This window comes from Antiquaquibacter metalliresistens, from assembly GCF_029211225.1.
In the GTDB taxonomy this organism is placed as follows: Bacteria; Actinomycetota; Actinomycetes; order Actinomycetales; family Microbacteriaceae; genus Rhodoglobus; species Rhodoglobus metalliresistens.
The window spans coordinates 360227-376555 of the sequence record NZ_JARGEM010000002.1 but is presented as its reverse complement, the minus strand read 5'-3'; the positions used below and the strand labels follow the sequence as shown (position 1 = coordinate 376555).

Genomic DNA, 16329 nt, shown 5'->3' with positions numbered 1-16329 from the left:
CGCGAGAGGCGGCGGTCAGGTCTTGCGGATGAGCACGCTCGACACGGCGTGATCGGCGCCCTTGCGCAGCACCAGCGACGCTCGCGGGCGCGTCGGCAGGATGTTCTGCACCAGGTTGGGCTCGTTGATGCCGGCCCAGATTCCGCGCGCTCTGGCTCGTGCCTCGTCCTCGCTGAGGTCGGCGAAGCGGTGGAAGAACGACTGAGGGTTGGCGAACGCGCCGCGCTGCAGGCGCAGGAAGCGCTCCTCGTACCAGCGGGCGATGTCACTGGTTCTGGCATCCACATAGATCGTGAAGTCGAAGAGATCGCTCACGGCGAGGCTGTGGCCGGGCGCGGCCGGCTGCAGCACGTTGAGGCCCTCGACGATGAGCACGTCCGGCGCATTCACCACGATCTCGGCGCGCGGGACGATGTCGTAGGCGAGGTGCGAGTAGAACGGCGCACGCACCTGGGCCGCGCCGCTCTTGACCTGACTGACGAAGCGCAGCAGCGCACGTCGGTCGTAGGACTCGGGAAAGCCCTTGCGTTCCATGAGGCCGCGCCGCTGAAGCTCGGCGTTCGGCAGGAGGAAGCCGTCGGTGGTGACGAGCTCCACTCGAGGGGTCCCCTCCCAGCGCCGCAGCAACTCCCGCAGCAGTCGCGCGATCGTGGACTTGCCGACCGCGACGGAGCCTGCGATGCCGATCACGAACGGCGTACCGGCGCCGCGCGAGCCGAGGAACTCCGAGGTGGCGGCGTGCAGCCGTTGGGCGCCCTCGACATAGAGGTTGAGCAGCCGGCTGAGGGGCAGATACACCTCCTGCACCTCGACGAGATCGAGCTCGTCACCGAGACCGCGCAGCTCGACGACCTCGGTGGCGGTCAACGGAGCCGTCATGGTGGGCGCGAGGGCCGTCCAATCGGCTCGATCGAGCTCGAGGAACGGCGAGACGTGGCCGTTGGGCACTCCCGTCTCAGACATCGCATTCAGCCTAGGGCAACTAGAATCGGTCCCCATGTGCGGAATCGTGGGTTACGTCGGGGACGACAAGAGCATCGAGGTGCTGCTGGGCGGACTCAAGCGCCTCGAGTACCGCGGATACGACTCCGCGGGCGTTGCCGTGCTCGGTGCCGACGGTGTCATGCACACCAGTAAGCGTGCGGGCAAACTGCAGGTTCTGGTCGACGAGCTGAACGAGCATCCGATTCCGAACGGCGCCACGGGCATCGGGCACACCCGCTGGGCCACCCACGGCGGTCCGACCGACCGCAACGCCCATCCGCACCTCGGCGACGGGGGCAAGCTCGCCCTCATCCACAACGGCATCATCGAGAACTTCGCGGAGTTGAAGGCCGAGCTGGCTGCGGCGGGCGACGAGTTCACCAGCGAGACGGACACCGAGGTCGCGGCGCTGCTGGTGGGGCACGCCTATCAGGAGACGGGCGATCTCACCGAGGCCATGCGGCTGGTGGTCGCCCGGCTGGAGGGTGCATTCACGCTGCTCGCGATGCACGAGGATCAGCCCGGCGTCGTGGTCGGCGCCCGTCGAAATTCCCCGCTGGTGATCGGGCTCGGCGATGGCGAGAACTTCCTCGGCTCCGATGTCGCCGCCTTCGTGGAGTTCACCCGCCGTGCGGTCGCGATCGGGCAGGACCAGATCGTCACCATCCGGCCCGATTCGGTGCTCGTCACCGACTTCGCGGGCCAGAGCGTCGAGACCGACGAGTTCGAGATCGCCTGGGATGCCTCGGCGAGCGAGAAGGGCGGCTGGTCGAGCTTCATGAAGAAGGAGATCAGCGAAGAGCCGGATGCGGTCGCCAACACGATCCTCGGTCGCGTGCACGACGGCCAGGTGCGCCTGGACGAGCTCGAGCCGCTCGGCGACGCACTGCTGGCCGACCTCGATCGCATCATCGTGATCGCGTGCGGCACGGCCGCCTACGCGGGCATGCTCGGCAAGTACGCGATCGAGCAGTGGGCTCGCGTTCCCGTCGAGGTCGAGCTCTCGCACGAGTTCCGCTACCGCAACCCGATCCTCACCGAGCGCACGCTCGTCGTGTCGATCAGCCAGTCCGGCGAGACCATGGATACGCTCATGGCGGTCAACCACGCGCGCGAGTCCGGCGCGCGACTGCTGTCGATCTGCAACACGCACGGCGCCTCGATCCCGCGCGCCTCCGAGGCCGTGATCTACACGCACGCCGGTCCCGAGGTCGCGGTCGCCTCGACCAAGGCGTTCCTCGCCCAGGTCACGGCGCTCTACCTGCTCGGCCTTCACCTCGGCCGGGTGCGCGGCACCCTGTCGGCCGATGACGCGGCCGCCGCGACCGCGGAACTGCAGTCGATCCCCGCCAAGATCGCCGAGGTGCTGCCGACCGCCGCCGAGATCGGTCAGCTCGCCCACTGGATGACCGAGGTCAAGTCCGTCATCTTCCTCGGTCGCCACGTGGGCTATCCGATCGCGCTCGAGGGTGCGCTCAAGCTCAAGGAACTCGCCTACATCCACGCCGAGGGATTCGCGGCCGGCGAGCTCAAGCACGGCCCGATCGCCCTGATCGAGCCGGGCCAGGCCGTGATCGTGATCGTGCCGAGCCCCCGGCAGTCGCGGGAGATGCACGCGAAGGTGGTCTCCAACATCCAGGAGATCCGGGCTCGCGGGGCTCGCGTCATCGCCATCGCCGAGCAGGGGGATGCCGCGGTGCTCCCCTTCGCGGACGAGGTCGTGCCGATCCCGCTCGCCGGCCCCCTCTTCGAGCCGATGCTCGCGGTGGTGCCGCTGCACATCTTCGCGATGGAACTCGCGTCGGCCAAGGGACTCGACGTGGACCAGCCGCGCAACCTCGCCAAGTCGGTCACGGTCGAGTGACGTCATGATCGTCGGAGTCGGCGTGGACATCGTCGATGTCGCGCGGTTCGAACGCCGCCTCACGACGACGCCTCGACTCACGGCGAGACTGTTCGCCGAGAGCGAACAGATCAAGGATGGCAAGCCCATGCCGCTGCGGTCCCTCGCCGGCCGGTTCGCCGCGAAGGAGGCGCTCGTCAAGGCGCTCGGGGATTCCGGCGGCATCCCGTGGAGCTGGAGCGACCTGCGCGTGGTCGCCGACGAGTTCGGCAACCCGGGATTCGAGCTCGAGGGCACGACGCGGCAGATCGCCGAGCGCCAGGGCATCCGTGCGATCCATCTCTCGATGAGCCACGATTCCGGTTTGGCCATCGCGTACGTGGTGACCGAGTCCTGATGCGCCGCGCAGTCATCGACCTGTCGGCGATCCGCGAGAACGTCGCAGCGCTTCGCGCCTGCGCGGGCGATGCCGCCACGATGGCGGTGGTCAAGGCGAACGCCTACGGACACGGTGCCGTTCCGGTCGCGCGCGCCGCGCTCGAGGCCGGCGCGGACTGGCTCGGCGTGGTGGACATCGACGAGGCGTTGGCGCTGCGCGCGGGCGGCGTCGAGGCGCCGGTGCTCTGTTGGCTGCACGCCCCGGATGCCGACTTCCGAGCGGCGATCTCCGCCGGCGTCGACCTCGGTGTGAGTTCCATCGAGCAGCTCGACACCATCGCGGGCGTCGGCGGAGCCGCGGTGCAGCTGAAGGTCGACAGCGGCCTCGGTCGCAGCGGCGCCCCCGAGGCCGACTGGTCTCGCCTCTTCGAGGCCGCCGCCGCCCACGAGCGCGCAGGACGCCTCACCGTGCGCGGGCTGTGGAGCCACCTGGCGGGCGCGGATGACGCGGCCCAGGCCACCGCGTTCGATCGCGCTCGCGATGCCGCCGCCGCTGCTGGGCTCACGCCCGAGCTGGTGCATCTCGCGGCCTCGGCCGCGGGGATCGCCGACCCCGCGCTGCGCTACGACCTCGTGCGGTTCGGCATCAGCACCTACGGTCTGCGCGCCGTGGAGAACGGCCCGATCCTGCGACCGGCCATGACACTCGAGGCCACCGTGGTCTCCGCGAAGCGCGTGCCGGCGGGCACGGGCGTCTCGTACTCCCACGACTACGTGACCGCGGCCGAGACGACGCTCGCCCTGATCCCGCTCGGGTATGCGGACGGCATCCCGCGCCAGGCCTCCGGACGCGGACCGATCAGCATCAACGGCATCGGCTATCGCATCGCCGGACGGGTCGCGATGGACCAGGTCGTCGTCGACGTCGGGGACGATCCGGTTCGCGTCGGCGACCGCGCGGTGCTGTTCGGCGACCCGGCACTCGGCGTGCCCTCGGCCGACGAGTGGGCGACCGCGGCCGGCACGATCAACTACGAGATCGTCACCCGCATCGGGCCGCGGGTGAAGCGGGAGTACCTGCCGTGATCGTCGAGACGCCGGAGGCGATGGCCGAGCTCGGTGCGCGAATCGCGGCGGAGCTGCGCGCCGGCGATCTCGTGCTGCTCAACGGCGAGCTCGGTGCCGGCAAGACCACGCTCACCCGCGGCATCGGCGAGGCGCTCGGCGTGCGGGGCGCGGTCACCAGCCCCACGTTCGTGCTGGCCCGCACGCATCCGAGGCAGGCTCCGGGTGCGGCTCCCCTCGTGCACGTCGACGCGTACCGACTGGGCAGCGCTGCGGAGCTCGACGATCTCGATCTGGACTTCGCGGCATCCATCGTCGTCGTCGAGTGGGGCGCCGGCATGCTCGACGGCATCACCGACGACTGGCTCGAGATCGACATCGTGCGTCCGCACGGGGGCGAGGCGGAGTCGGAGGCGGAGCCGCGCGAGGTGACGCTGACCGGGCACGGCACGCGATGGGAGCGGTGGGTCGATGCTGCTCGCGATTGACACCTCGGCCGGCACCAGCGTCGCCCTCGTCGACCTCGAGGGGGGCATCCTCGCGGAGGCGGCATCCGATGACACCCGCGGCCATGCCGAGCTCGTCGGCGAGCTCATCGCCGTGTGCATCGAGGGAATCGACGTAACCACCCTGTCCGGTGTCGTGGCCGGCATGGGGCCGGGCCCCTTCACCGGTCTGCGTGTGGGCATCGCCGCCGCGCGGGCCTTCGCGCTGGGCATCGGGCGCCCCGTCGTGCCCGTCGTCAGTCACGACGCCCTGGCCTGGGGTGTGGAGGATCCGATCGTCGTGACCACCGACGCCAGGCGCCGCGAGGTCTTCTGGTCCGCCTACAGTGGGCTGGATGCCGCGGGCATCCCGATCCGCACGCACGAGCCGGCCCTCGCCCCCGCCGACTGGCCCGGGCTCGACGGGCACCGTCTGGTCGCGGCGCGCACGGTGTCCGCCGCGCGGCTCGGCCTGCTCGCGGAGACCATGTACGCCAACGGACGCCGGTTCGCGGCCGATCGACCGCTCTACCTGCGCTCGCCGGATGTCACGCTCTCCGCAGGCCCCAAGCGGGTGACGGGATGACGTGGCAACTGCGCCGGGCGACGCCCGACGACCTCGACGCGATCATGGCGATCGAGTCCGCCGTCTTCGCCCCCGATGACTGGTCCCGGTCCACGATGGCCGCCGAACTCGCGGATGGCAACGGCTACTACCTGGTGGCCTTCCCGCCGGCGGACCCCACGCGAGTGCAGGCCTACGCCGGCCTCCGCTCGCCTCGCGGCGCGGAACAGGCCGATATCCAGACCATCGCCGTCGTGCCGGAGGCGCGTCGCGCGGGACTCGGGCGCGTGCTCATGCTGCAGCTGATCGCGCAGGCGCGTGAGCGCGGCGCGCGGGAGATCTTCCTCGAGGTGCGCGCCGACAATCCCGCAGCGCAGTCGCTCTACGAATCGCTCGGATTCGAGCCGATCGCCGTGCGCCCGCGCTACTACCTCGGCGGGATCGATGCCGTCGTCATGCGACTGACCGTTCCCGATCCGGAGGTGAGCCCGGCATGAGCGGTGGACCTCTGGTGCTCGGCATCGAGACGAGCTGCGACGAGACCGGCGTCGGCATCGTCCGCGGCACCGAGTTGCTGGCGAACGTCATCGCCTCGTCGATGGAGGAGCACGCGCGCTATGGCGGGGTGGTGCCCGAGGTCGCGGCGCGCGCGCATCTCGAGGCGCTCGTTCCGACCCTTCGCGAGGCCCTGGAGCGTGCCGGCGTCGCACTCCAGGATCTGGACGCGATCGCGGTCACGAGCGGCCCGGGACTCGCTGGTGCGCTCATGGTCGGTGTCGGTGCCGCCAAGGCGCTGGCCCTCGCGCTCGGCAAGCCGCTCTACGCGGTCAATCACCTGGTCGGACACGTGGGGGTGGATCTGCTCTCCGGCGATCCGCTCGAGTACCCGACGATCGCGCTGCTGGTCTCGGGAGGGCACACCTCGCTGCTAAACGTGCGGGACCTCGTCGACGACGTGGAACTGCTCGGCGAGACCATCGACGACGCGGCCGGCGAGGCCTTCGACAAGGTGGCGCGGCTGCTCGGACTTCCCTACCCGGGCGGACCGGAGATCGATCGTGCGGCCGAGGGCGGCGACCCCGCGGCGATCCGCTTCCCGCGCGGGCTCAGCCTGCCCAAGGATCTTCAGGCGCATCGCTACGACTTCTCCTTCTCCGGGTTGAAGACGGCGGTCGCCCGCTGGGTCGAGCGCGAACAGGATGCCGGCAACGCGGTGCCGATCGCCGACGTCGCCGCGAGCTTCCGCGAGGCGGTCGCCGACGTGCTGCTCACGAAGGCGATCGCTGCGTGCACGGACTTCGGCATCCCTCGACTGCTGCTCGGCGGCGGCGTCGTCGCGAATGCGCGGGTGCGTCAGCTCGCGAGCGAACGCTGCGCCGAGGCCGGGATCGCGCTCCGCATCCCCCCGCTGAGCCTGTGCACCGACAACGGGGCGATGATCGCCGCGCTCGGCGCGCAACTGGTCATGGCGGGGCGCGCGCCGTCCGAGCTCGGATTCGGCGCCGATTCCACCCTGCCGGTCACCGTCGTCCAGGCGTAACAGGCCGTGTCCCCGTTGACACCTCACCGGGGCACTGCCACTATGGCACCGCTCAGTGACCAATCAGGAGGAACCATGACCACGCCCACTACGCCCGCGGCCCCGGCTCCCGCCGGCACCACCAACGTTCTCGCGATCATCTCGCTCATCGCAGCGTTCGTGCTCGCCCCGCTCGGCATCATCCTGGGCTTCATCGCTCAGAACCAGATCAAGACCACGGGCGAGGGCGGTGCTGGCCTGGCGAAGGCGGGCATCATCCTGGGCATCGTGTTCACGGTGCTCGGCATCCTCGGCATCATCCTGTCGATCGCCCTGCCCTTCCTGCTGCTCGGCAGCTACGGCTACAGCTACTGATTCGCGGCCGAAGGCGGCGAGCATGTGCGAATAGGCCGTGCTCGCCGCCTTCGTCGTTGGTAGGGTCGTGATCATGGCTCAGGATGACGCGATCCCACCGATTCCCGTTCCGCCGCCCGTCGGCGCCGTTCCTCCAGTGGAGCCCCCGCCCGCGGCCCCCGCGCAGCCACCCGCCGCTCCGCCGCCACCGGCAGCCGGTTCGCCATACGCCCCTGCGGCCGGTTCGCCGTACGCCCCTCCGCCCCCGGCGCCTTACGGCGCGGCCGGATACGCCGCGCAGCCGGCGGCGCCCGCGCAGGGACTGGCGATCGCCTCGCTCGCGTGCGGCATCGGAGGCCTGCTGCTCGTGTTCATCGGGTTCGGCTTCTTCGCCTCGATCGCGGCCGTCATCACCGGGCATCTGGCGCAACGGCGACAGCCCTACGCCCGCGGCTTCTGGATCACCGGTCTGATCACGGGATACATCGGCATCGGCATCGGGCTGATCTTCGGCCTCCTGGTGCTGCTGTCGATCGTCGCGGTGTTCTCCACCAGCTATTACGGCTGAAGCCGCTCGGCCAGCAGCGCGCGCCGTTTGCCGCCGATCCTGGTGAGCACGAGCGTCGCGCTGGCCTCGCCGGCGAGGTTCAGCTCCGTGCGGAACACCTGCGGATCGATGTCGACGCCGCGCTTCTTGATCTCGAGCGCGCCGATGCCGCGCGCGGCGAGCGCGCGCTTGAGGGTGCGTTTGTCGAGTGGAAAGTCCTCGAGCACCCGGAAGCCGGCGGCGAAGGGGGTCGTGGTCGCAGTGTCGGCGGTGATGTAGGCGATCGTGGGGTCCAGCATGCGCCCGCCGAGTTCGCGCGCCAGATCGCCGATGAGGCGGGCCCGGATGACCGCGCCATCGGGCTCGTACAGGAACTCGCCGAGGGCGCCGGCGTCGGCGTCGGCGCTGTCGGCGGCGGCCACCATCTCGGCCGCCCCGTGATCGCCGAGCACGAGCGCGGCGCGGCGCACACCCTCGCGGGCCAGTGGACCGAACCAGAGCCCGAGCTCGACGACCTCGTGATCGGCCGAGATCCACTGCGCCTCGGCCCTCTCCGGGATGAGATCGCGATCGATCCCGGGACCGAGCTTGATCCCGGTGGGCAGCCGCTCGGCGACCCCGAACGCGAAGTCGAGGGATGGCGACCAGTCGCCGGGATGCTTCAGTCGCGTCGCGCCGTCGCGTCGCGCCGGGTCGAGGAACACGCCGCCGACCCCGCTGAGGTCCACCGTCTCGGCATCCGCGTGCTCCACCCGGGCGTTCGACCACGGGGCGAGGTTGTAGGCGGCGATCGCCGCCGTCACCTCGTCGCGTTCCACCGCCGTGACCTCGATGTCGAGCGCGGCGATGGCCAGGGCATCCGCCCCGATGCCGCAGCCCAGGTCGGCGACCCAGCCGATGTCCGCCCTGAGGAATCGACCGGCGTGCTGGGCCGCGACGGGCAGTCGGGTGGCCTGCTCGAGGCCGGCGGGGGTGAACAGCATCCGTTCGGCGAAGGGCCCGAACTTCGCGACGGCCCTCGAGCGCAGCTTGGCCTGCGCCAGCACGGCGGCGACCAGACCGGGGGAGTGCCCGGCCTTTCGCAGGTCGGAGACGGTGCGCACGATGTCACCGGTGGAGGCCTGCTGCGGCAGCTCGTCGAGCAGCCGCAACCCTTCGGTCGACAGCAGCTCGCGCAACTCGGCGGGATCCATTGCTCCAGTATGGTCGAGCGGGGGACGCTGGTTGGCACTCACATTGATCGAGTGCCAACGAGGCCCTATGATTGTTTCTGGCACTCTCGGAGTGAGGTTGCCAACCCAAGACTGTGCACATACAAGCTGTGGAAACAAGGAAGAGGTCAACCGTGTCGGTGTCCATCAAGCCGCTCGAGGATCGCATCGTCATCAAGCAGGTCGAGGCGGAGCAGACCACTGCGTCCGGTCTCGTCATCCCGGACACGGCGAAGGAGAAGCCCCAGGAGGGCGAGGTCGTCGCCGTCGGCCCCGGTCGCATCGACGACAACGGCAACCGCGTGCCGCTCGACATCGCGGTCGGCGACAAGGTCATCTACTCCAAGTACGGTGGCACCGAGGTGAAGTACGGCGGCGACGACCTGCTCGTGCTCTCGGCCCGCGACGTGCTCGCGGTGGTCGTGCGCTAGCGCATACCCAGACGAACCACGAAAGGCCCGGTGGCATTGCCGCCGGGCCTTTTCGCGTCGCCGCGCGGGGATACGCTGGCACGGTGCCAGCACCGACGACGTCTTCGACTCGCGTCTCCGGCAGCGGACTCGCCTTCGCGGTCAGTTCGTACCTGCTCTGGGGTGTGCTGCCGATCCTTTTCTATTCGCTGCGCGAGGCCGGAGCGGTGGAGATCATCGCCTGGCGCATCGTGCTCTCCCTCGTCTTCTGCGTGGTGATCATCACGGTCGTGCGCGGCTGGCCGCGACTGCTGGGGCTGCTGCGCGACCGCTCGGCGCTGACGATGCTCGTGTTCGCGAGTGCCCTGATCCTCGTCAACTGGACCGTGTACGTCTACGCGAGTATCAGCGGGCACGTCGTCGAGGCCTCGCTCGGCTACTTCACGAACCCCATCGTGACGGTGCTCTTGGGGGTGGTCCTGCTGCGCGAGCGCCTGCGGCCTCTGCAGTGGGCATCCGTGGGCGTTGGCGCGATCGCCGTGGTCGTCATCGCCGTCGGGTACGGTTCGTTCCCGTGGATCGCGTTGGCGCTCGCACTGAGCTTCGGGCTCTACGGCTACGCCAAGAACCGCGTCGGGCCACGGGCGGATGCCGTGAGCGGCCTCGCCGTAGAGACCGCGCTGCTGGCGTCGGCGGCGATCATCGCGCTCGTCGTGATCGCGGCGACGTCATCGCTGTCCATCTCCTCCGGAGGTGGGGTGCACCTGCTGTTGATGCTCTCGCTCGGAGTCGCGACGGCGACACCGCTGCTGCTCTTCGCCGCGGGCGCGCGGCGACTGCCGCTGGCGACCATGGGTCTGACCCAGTACCTCGCGCCGGTGCTGCAACTGATCATCGGGGTCGTCGTGCTGCACGAGCCCATGTCGTTCGAACGGTGGATCGGCTTCGGCATCGTGTGGGTCGCGCTGGTGCTGCTGACGATCGACATGTTCCTGCCCGCGGGCCGGCGACGGGAGCTCCAGGAGCCACCGGGCGCGCCGTAGCCCACCGGTCGCTGCTCGCGGGTAATGTTGCCCAACGTCCGGATCGCCCACCCGAAGGGAGCCGCCATGTCGCGCGCTCGCAACTCGCTCGGCCTCGCGGTCGCCGCGGGTCTCGTGATCGGTCTCGTCGCCTGCAGTGCGCCGGCACCGGTGCCGCTACCGACGCCGACGCCCGTGGAGACCGTCGACCCGACGGGCGACGGGGTGCTGCGGATCGGCACGATCTTCCCGACCTCGGGGACCTTCGCCTTTCTCGCACCGGCGCAGGCCGCCGGCGTGGCCACCGCGGTGCGGGAGATCAACGAGGCGGGCGGTGTCGCGGGCGTGCCCGTCGAGCTCGTCGCGCGGGACTCGGGCGACGCATCGGGGCAGGTCGCCGAGGCCTCGTTCGCCGATCTGGTCGCACAGGGGGTGGACGTGATCATCGGACCCACGTCCTCGGTCATCGCGCAGCGGCTCGCCCCGCTGGCCCGGCAGGCCAAGGTGCCGATCGTCTCACCGGCGGCGACCCTGCCGCAGCTGACCGACGTGCAGGACGCCGGCTACCTCTCGCGCACGATCCCCGCGTACGGACTGCAGGGGCTCGCACTCGCGCAGGAGCTCGCGGGCAAGAAGGTCGGCCTGCTCTACGTCGACGACCCGCTCGGTCGGTCGCTGCTCGAGAACCTCGAGGCGGGGCTCGAGTCCGAGGGCGGCGAGCTCGTCGTGGCGCAGGGGGTCGCGGCATCCACCACCGATCTGGCGCCGGCGATCGCCGCCGTCAAGGATGCCGCACCGGACGTGCTCGTCATCGCGAGCGACTACAACGCATTCGATCTCACGAAGGGCCTCATCACGCAGAGCCTTGCCGCCGGATACGGGGCGGGAAAGCTGTGGCTGACCACGCAGAACACCGGCGACTACAACCAGGCGTTCTCGCCGGGCACCCTTGCCGGCGTGAACGGCATCATCGACGGCGTCGAGCCGGACGACGCCTTCAAGGCCCGGCTCAAGCAGACCGATCCGAACCTGGGGACGTTCCGATACTCGGCCGAGGCCTACGACGCGACCGTGCTCGCCGCACTCGCGGCGATCGTCGCGGACGACGACGGGGGCCGTTCGATCGCGCAGGCGCTGCGCGACGTCTCTCGCGGTGGTATCAAGTGCACGAGCTTCGTCGAGTGCCTCGACGTGCTGAAGACGCAGTCGGACATCGACTACGACGGAGTGTCCGGTTCGGTGAATCTCACGGTGGAAGGCGACGTCGAGTCGGGGTACTACGGCGTGTACGCCTACGACGGCGACAACAAGTTCGTGCTGCAGCGCGGCATCGTGGTCGGCTGACACCCAGTCTGCGCCCGGTAGTGTAGTCGGGCGGCTCGTGCCCGAGCGCTGCGCAAAGGAGTTCTCCATGAAGGCGATCACCGCGGTCACGCTCCGTGCTGCCGCTGTCGGTCTCACGCTCACCGTGCTCGCGGGATGCACCACGGTCGCTCCCGAACCGACGCCGACACCCCGCGACGACCTCAGCATGACGATCGGCGCGCTCGTTCCCGACACCGGCGTGCTCGCCGGGTTCGCGCCAGGAATGCGCGCCGCCGTGCAACTCGCGGTCGACGACGTGAACTCCTCCGGCGGTCCGCTGACGCTCGAGGCGCAGTATGCCGACTCGGGAGACAACAGCACCGACACCGGCCTGACCTCGTTCGCATCGTTGCTCGAGCTCAAGATCAACGGTCTCGTCGGCCCTCTGGGCAACGGGGTCGGCAAGAAGATCATCCAGGCGGTCGTGGACGCCGAGATCCCGATGATCTCGCCGGCCAACAACGCGACCGACTTCACGACCTTCGCGGACGACGACTTCTACTGGCGCACCGCGCCCCCGTGCACGCTCGAGGGGGATGTGCTGGCGCAGCAGGTCGCGGACAGCGGTGCGACCAGCGCCGGTGTGCTCACCCAGACCGAGAGCTGCGGGCAGGCACTCACGGATGCGGTGACACTCGGCCTCGAGCGGCGCGGAGTCGAGGTCGCCGCCTCGGCATCCCTCGACGCGGGGGGCACGATCGATGCCGCCGTCGCGGCCTTCGCCGAGGCGAAGCCGGACGCCGTCGTGGTCGTCAGCTCGCAGGCGAAGGCGACCATCGCGCCGCTGAACGCCGCGGGATTCCTCGGCGACCAGATGTTCTTCCTCGGGCTGCCGCCGGGCAACTACACGGCGGACTTCGCCGCGGGCGTGCTGAAGGACGCCGTCGCTACGCTTCCCGGCCCCGATCTGCCGAGCCTGAGCGACTTCACGGATCGGCTGCGTGACCTCGACGATGGGCTCGTCGACTTCAGCTACACCCCGGAGACCTATGACGCGGTCATCCTGCTCGCGCTCGCGGCCGTCGAGGCGAACTCCGTGGAGGGGCCGGCGATCGCGGGTGCACTCCGGGAGGTCTCGGGAGGCACGGGCAAGGGCGAACCGTGCACGAGCTTCAAGGACTGCGTCGAGATCGTTCTCGCGGGCGGTACGCCCGACTACGAGGGGGTGTCGGGCAGCATCGCCTTCGACGATCACGGCGATCCTTCGGGTGCGGTCATCGGCGTGTTCCGCGCCGACCGCGACAACGTGTTCCAGCGAATCGACTGAACTGCGGAATCCGCAGCGAATGTAACAATCGGGCTGCGTTACACGCCTGTAACACCTGCGTATTGTGCGCGATCCATCGGGCGAATAGCTTGGCACAATGGCTCTGCATACGCCTAGCCAACTGTCCTGAACACATTCGAAACGCAAGGAGCAACATGAGCGTATTCGCGAAGGCCACCACCTCGCGCTCGCGGAAAGCCGTTCTCAGCGGAATCACGCTGATCGGTGCAAGCGCACTGGTGCTGAGCGGCTGTGCCGCGACCACCCCCGAGGAGTCGGCGGGTCCGGTCGAGGACTACACCCTCACCATCGGCACGGCGCTGCCCCAGACCGGCAACCTGGCGTTCCTCGGCCCGCCCGAAGAGGCCGGTGTCGCGTACGCCGTCTCGCAGATCAACGCCGCCACCGCGGACACCGGTCTCACGATCGACGTGAAGTACGGCGACTCCGGTGACACCGACAACAAGGCGTACGAGACCGAGATTCCGCGCCTGCTGGGCGAGGATGTCTCGGCGATCATCGGTGCGGCATCCTCCGGCACCTCGCTGCAGTTCATCGACCAGGTGGTCGGCGCCGGCGTGATCCAGTTCTCGCCCGCGAACACCTCGGACGCGTTCACCACCTACGACGACAACGGGCTGTACTTCCGCACCGCGCCGTCGGACACCCTGCAGGGTGAGGTGCTCGGCAACCTGATCGCGGAGGACGGCAACCAGACCCTGGGTCTGATCGTGCTCAACGACTCGTACGGCACCGGTCTCGCGAAGTACGTCACCGAGGCCTTCGAGGCCGCCGGTGGCGAGGTCGTCGCGGCACCCACGTACAACACGGGTGACACGAGCTTCGACTCGCAGATCAGCGAGGTGCTCGCCGCTGCTCCGGACGCGATCGCGCTGATCACGTTCGACGAGGTGTCGACCATCCTCCCCGGTCTCTTCGGGCAGTTCCCGGCCGACAAGCTCTACTTCGTCGACGGCAACCTGAAGAACTTCGGCGACGAGTTCGCCGCCGGTTCGCTCACGGGTGCCAAGGGCACGCTGCCGGGTCTGACCATCGACTCGATCAGCGACTTCACCGGCGAGCTCGACGCGTTCCTGGAGTCCGAGGGCGACCCCGCCCTCGAGGACTACAGCTACGCCGCCGAGTCCTACGACGCCACGATCCTCCTCGCGCTGGCCTCGCTGGCCGCGGGCGGATCGACGGTTGGCGCCGACATCGCGGCGAAGCTGCAGGAAGTCTCCGGCGGCACCGGCGATGGTGAGAAGTGCACGACGTTCGCCGACTGCGCGGCCATCATCCTCGGTGGCGGCGTCGCGGACTACGACGGCGTCTCCGGCCCGATCACGTTCGACGAGGTCGGCGACCCGACCGAGGCGTCCATCGGTATCTACCAGTACGGCGAGGACAACAACTACGTCGCGTACTGATTCGCGCCGTAGCTAGTCGCTAGCTGCACGAGGGGCCCCGGTCTTCGGACCGGGGCCCCTTTCCGTTCCCACGGCCCCTCTTCCCGCCGAGGGGTCGCAACACGCCGCGCCGCCGATGGCGCGCACAGCGTGTTGCGCCCCCTCGGCGGGAGGGTGGAGGGGTGGAGGTGCCAGAAGGAGGGCGCCCGCGGGCTACTGGCCCAGGGTGCCCAGGTAGAGCTCGGTGACCTTGGGATCGTTGAGCAACTCGCGACCGGTGCCGGTGTAGGCGTCGCGGCCCTGATCGAGCACGTATCCGCGGTCGCAGATCTGCAGACACCGGCGGGCGTTCTGCTCCACCATGATGCAGGTGACGCCGGCCTTGTTGATCTCCGAGACCCGGATGAAGGCCTCGTCCTGTCGCACCGGCGACAGACCGGCGGACGGCTCGTCGAGCAGCAGCACCTTGGGGTCCATCATGAGCGCCCGCGACATCGCCACCATCTGGCGTTCACCGCCGGAAAGCGACCCGGCACGCTGCTTGAGGCGCTTGCCGAGCTCGGCGAAGATGCCGGTGACGAACTCGAGACGCTCCGCATAGGCGGCGGGGCGCTGGTACAGCCCCATCTGGAGGTTCTCCTCGATCGTCAGGCTGGGGAAGACGTTGTTGGTCTGCGGCACCATGCCGACGCCGCGCGCGACCAACTGGTTCGCCTTCAGGCCGGTGATGTCGCCGCCCTCGAGCGAGATCGAACCACCGCGCACGTTCACCTGCCCGAAGATCGCCTTCAGCAGCGTGGACTTGCCGGCCCCGTTCGGGCCGATGATGCCGATGAGCTCGCCGCGCCGTGCCTGCAGCGAGCAGCCGTTGAGGATGTTGACGCCCGGCAGATAGCCCGCCACGACATCGTCGACGCTCACGACGACCTCGGCGGTGGCGGTGGTGGTGGTCACTTGGACTCCTCTTCGCTCATGCCCTCGGCCTCGATGTCGGCTGCCTGCACCGTGGAGGATGCCGCGGCATCCGTCGTCGCGTCGGCCTCCTCGGCCGTGTACCGCCCGGTGACGACCCCGAGATCGAGATCCTGATGCGCCCCGAGGTAGGCGTCGATCACGGCGGGGTTGGCCATCACGGTGCTCGGGTCGCCCTCGGCGACCACGCGCCCCTCCGCCATCACGACGACCCAGTCGGCGATGTGGCGCACCATGTGCATGTCGTGCTCGACGAACAGCACGGTCATCCCCTCGTCCTTCAGGTCGAGGATGTGGTCGAGCAGCGACTGCGTCAGCGCCGGGTTGACGCCGGCCATGGGCTCGTCGAGCATCACGAGGGTCGGGCTGCTCATGAGTGCGCGAGCCATCTCGAGCAGCTTGCGCTGGCCGCCGGAGAGCGAGGCGGCGAAGTCGTCCTTCTTGGCATCGAGCTTGAACTTCTTCAACAACTCGATGGCGCGGGTCTCGATCTCGGCATCCTGACGTCGCCAGATGCCGGGGATGAGGCTCTGCCAGAACCGCTCGCCCACCTGGTTCTTCGCGCCGAGCTTCATGTTCTCGAGCACCGTGAGCAGTCCGAGCGCCTTGGTGAGCTGGAAGGTGCGCACCTGGCCGAGCCGGGCCACCTTGAACGCGGGAAGACCGGAGATGGACTGGCCCTCGAAGGTCCACTCGCCGGCATCGGGCTTGTCGAAGCCGGTCAGCAGGTTGAACAGGGTGGTCTTGCCGGCGCCGTTGGGCCCGATGAGCGCCGTGATGGCGCCGCGCGGGATCTCCAGGTGCTCGACATCGACGGCGGTGAGGCCGCCGAACGTGCGTCGCACGCCGTCGACGACGATGATCGGATCGACCTTGGCGACGCCGGGAACGGCCTCGCCCACGTGGAGGCCCGTGCTCTTGTCCCGAGCCACGGGA

At 69.4% G+C, this 16329-nt stretch carries 18 protein-coding genes; 14 read left to right on the top strand and 4 right to left on the bottom strand.

Going from position 1 to position 16329, the window contains the following annotated elements; all coding sequences use genetic code 11:
• Positions 1–15: 15 nt before the first annotated feature.
• Positions 16–963, bottom strand: a complete 948-nt coding sequence (gene coaA, locus PYV02_RS04715; RefSeq protein WP_275756685.1) for a type I pantothenate kinase — start codon at positions 961–963, stop codon at positions 16–18.
• Between the two features lie 34 nt (positions 964–997).
• Between coaA and glmS the strand changes: the two genes are divergently transcribed.
• The 9 genes from glmS (at position 998) to PYV02_RS04670 (ending at position 7761) form a co-directional block, all read left to right on the top strand.
• Positions 998–2848, top strand: a complete 1851-nt coding sequence (gene glmS, locus PYV02_RS04710; protein ID WP_275756683.1) for a glutamine--fructose-6-phosphate transaminase (isomerizing) — start codon at positions 998–1000, stop codon at positions 2846–2848.
• 4 nt (positions 2849–2852) lie between these two features.
• Positions 2853–3224, top strand: a complete 372-nt coding sequence (locus PYV02_RS04705; protein WP_275756682.1) for a holo-ACP synthase — start codon at positions 2853–2855, stop codon at positions 3222–3224.
• Positions 3224–4291, top strand: coding sequence for an alanine racemase (gene alr / locus PYV02_RS04700; protein ID WP_275756680.1), 1068 nt, complete (start codon positions 3224–3226; stop codon positions 4289–4291). Before PYV02_RS04705 ends, alr begins: the two co-directional genes overlap by 1 nt.
• A complete protein-coding gene (gene tsaE, locus PYV02_RS04695) occupies positions 4288–4758 on the top strand; it encodes a tRNA (adenosine(37)-N6)-threonylcarbamoyltransferase complex ATPase subunit type 1 TsaE (RefSeq protein WP_275756678.1) in 471 nt (156 codons plus the stop codon). The genes alr and tsaE overlap by 4 nt, the downstream gene beginning before the upstream one ends.
• On the top strand, positions 4742–5341 hold the full coding sequence (tsaB, locus tag PYV02_RS04690) for a tRNA (adenosine(37)-N6)-threonylcarbamoyltransferase complex dimerization subunit type 1 TsaB (protein ID WP_275756675.1): 600 nt from the start codon (positions 4742–4744) through the stop codon (positions 5339–5341). Before tsaE ends, tsaB begins: the two co-directional genes overlap by 17 nt.
• The gene (gene rimI / locus PYV02_RS04685; RefSeq protein ID WP_275756674.1) at positions 5338–5817 is read left to right on the top strand and encodes a ribosomal protein S18-alanine N-acetyltransferase; all 480 of its coding nucleotides are present in this window, start codon (positions 5338–5340) and stop codon (positions 5815–5817) included. The genes tsaB and rimI overlap by 4 nt, the downstream gene beginning before the upstream one ends.
• On the top strand, positions 5814–6860 hold the full coding sequence (gene tsaD, locus PYV02_RS04680) for a tRNA (adenosine(37)-N6)-threonylcarbamoyltransferase complex transferase subunit TsaD (RefSeq protein ID WP_275756672.1): 1047 nt from the start codon (positions 5814–5816) through the stop codon (positions 6858–6860). The genes rimI and tsaD overlap by 4 nt, the downstream gene beginning before the upstream one ends.
• 75 nt (positions 6861–6935) lie before the next feature.
• Positions 6936–7214, top strand: a complete 279-nt coding sequence (locus PYV02_RS04675) for a DUF4190 domain-containing protein (protein WP_275756670.1) — start codon at positions 6936–6938, stop codon at positions 7212–7214.
• Between the two features lie 73 nt (positions 7215–7287).
• A complete protein-coding gene (locus PYV02_RS04670; RefSeq protein ID WP_275756668.1) occupies positions 7288–7761 on the top strand; it encodes a DUF4190 domain-containing protein in 474 nt (157 codons plus the stop codon).
• Here the strand turns inward: PYV02_RS04670 and PYV02_RS04665 are convergent.
• Positions 7752–8933, bottom strand: a complete 1182-nt coding sequence (locus tag PYV02_RS04665) for a THUMP-like domain-containing protein (RefSeq protein WP_275756666.1) — start codon at positions 8931–8933, stop codon at positions 7752–7754. The genes PYV02_RS04670 and PYV02_RS04665 overlap by 10 nt on opposite strands.
• Positions 8934–9085: 152 nt before the next feature.
• Between PYV02_RS04665 and groES the strand changes: the two genes are divergently transcribed.
• The 5 genes from groES (at position 9086) to PYV02_RS04640 (ending at position 14442) form a co-directional block, all read left to right on the top strand.
• A complete protein-coding gene (gene groES / locus PYV02_RS04660) occupies positions 9086–9382 on the top strand; it encodes a co-chaperone GroES (protein ID WP_161885443.1) in 297 nt (98 codons plus the stop codon).
• Between the two features lie 83 nt (positions 9383–9465).
• Entirely contained in the window at positions 9466–10404 is a 939-nt protein-coding gene (gene rarD / locus PYV02_RS04655; protein WP_275756661.1) for an EamA family transporter RarD, read from the top strand.
• A gap of 66 nt (positions 10405–10470) precedes the next feature.
• Entirely contained in the window at positions 10471–11727 is a 1257-nt protein-coding gene (locus PYV02_RS04650; RefSeq protein WP_275756659.1) for an ABC transporter substrate-binding protein, read from the top strand.
• Between the two features lie 67 nt (positions 11728–11794).
• The gene (locus PYV02_RS04645; RefSeq protein ID WP_275756657.1) at positions 11795–13015 is read left to right on the top strand and encodes an ABC transporter substrate-binding protein; all 1221 of its coding nucleotides are present in this window, start codon (positions 11795–11797) and stop codon (positions 13013–13015) included.
• Positions 13016–13170: 155 nt separating this feature from the next.
• Complete coding sequence (locus PYV02_RS04640; RefSeq protein ID WP_275756655.1) at positions 13171–14442, top strand: ABC transporter substrate-binding protein; 1272 nt, start codon at positions 13171–13173, stop codon at positions 14440–14442.
• 192 nt (positions 14443–14634) lie between these two features.
• Here PYV02_RS04640 and PYV02_RS04635 read toward each other — a convergent pair whose 3' ends face one another.
• Positions 14635–15375, bottom strand: coding sequence for an ABC transporter ATP-binding protein (locus PYV02_RS04635; RefSeq protein WP_275756653.1), 741 nt, complete (start codon positions 15373–15375; stop codon positions 14635–14637).
• Positions 15372–16325, bottom strand: coding sequence for an ABC transporter ATP-binding protein (locus PYV02_RS04630; RefSeq protein WP_275756651.1), 954 nt, complete (start codon positions 16323–16325; stop codon positions 15372–15374). The genes PYV02_RS04635 and PYV02_RS04630 overlap by 4 nt, the downstream gene beginning before the upstream one ends.
• Between the last annotated feature and the right edge of the window lie 4 nt (positions 16326–16329).

What these genes read in the sequence shown, in the direction of transcription:
- coaA (WP_275756685.1), bottom strand. Translation starts at nt 963, where the DNA reads ATGTCTGAGACGGGAGTGCCCAACGGCCACGTCTCGCCGTTCCTCGAG.
- glmS (WP_275756683.1), top strand. Translation starts at nt 998, where the DNA reads ATGTGCGGAATCGTGGGTTACGTCGGGGACGACAAGAGCATCGAGGTG.
- PYV02_RS04705 (WP_275756682.1), top strand. Translation starts at nt 2,853, where the DNA reads ATGATCGTCGGAGTCGGCGTGGACATCGTCGATGTCGCGCGGTTCGAA.
- alr (WP_275756680.1), top strand. Translation starts at nt 3,224, where the DNA reads ATGCGCCGCGCAGTCATCGACCTGTCGGCGATCCGCGAGAACGTCGCA.
- tsaB (WP_275756675.1), top strand. Translation starts at nt 4,742, where the DNA reads ATGCTGCTCGCGATTGACACCTCGGCCGGCACCAGCGTCGCCCTCGTC.
- rimI (WP_275756674.1), top strand. Translation starts at nt 5,338, where the DNA reads ATGACGTGGCAACTGCGCCGGGCGACGCCCGACGACCTCGACGCGATC.
- tsaD (WP_275756672.1), top strand. Translation starts at nt 5,814, where the DNA reads ATGAGCGGTGGACCTCTGGTGCTCGGCATCGAGACGAGCTGCGACGAG.
- PYV02_RS04675 (WP_275756670.1), top strand. Translation starts at nt 6,936, where the DNA reads ATGACCACGCCCACTACGCCCGCGGCCCCGGCTCCCGCCGGCACCACC.
- PYV02_RS04670 (WP_275756668.1), top strand. Translation starts at nt 7,288, where the DNA reads ATGGCTCAGGATGACGCGATCCCACCGATTCCCGTTCCGCCGCCCGTC.
- PYV02_RS04665 (WP_275756666.1), bottom strand. Translation starts at nt 8,933, where the DNA reads ATGGATCCCGCCGAGTTGCGCGAGCTGCTGTCGACCGAAGGGTTGCGG.
- PYV02_RS04650 (WP_275756659.1), top strand. Translation starts at nt 10,471, where the DNA reads ATGTCGCGCGCTCGCAACTCGCTCGGCCTCGCGGTCGCCGCGGGTCTC.
- PYV02_RS04645 (WP_275756657.1), top strand. Translation starts at nt 11,795, where the DNA reads ATGAAGGCGATCACCGCGGTCACGCTCCGTGCTGCCGCTGTCGGTCTC.
- PYV02_RS04640 (WP_275756655.1), top strand. Translation starts at nt 13,171, where the DNA reads ATGAGCGTATTCGCGAAGGCCACCACCTCGCGCTCGCGGAAAGCCGTT.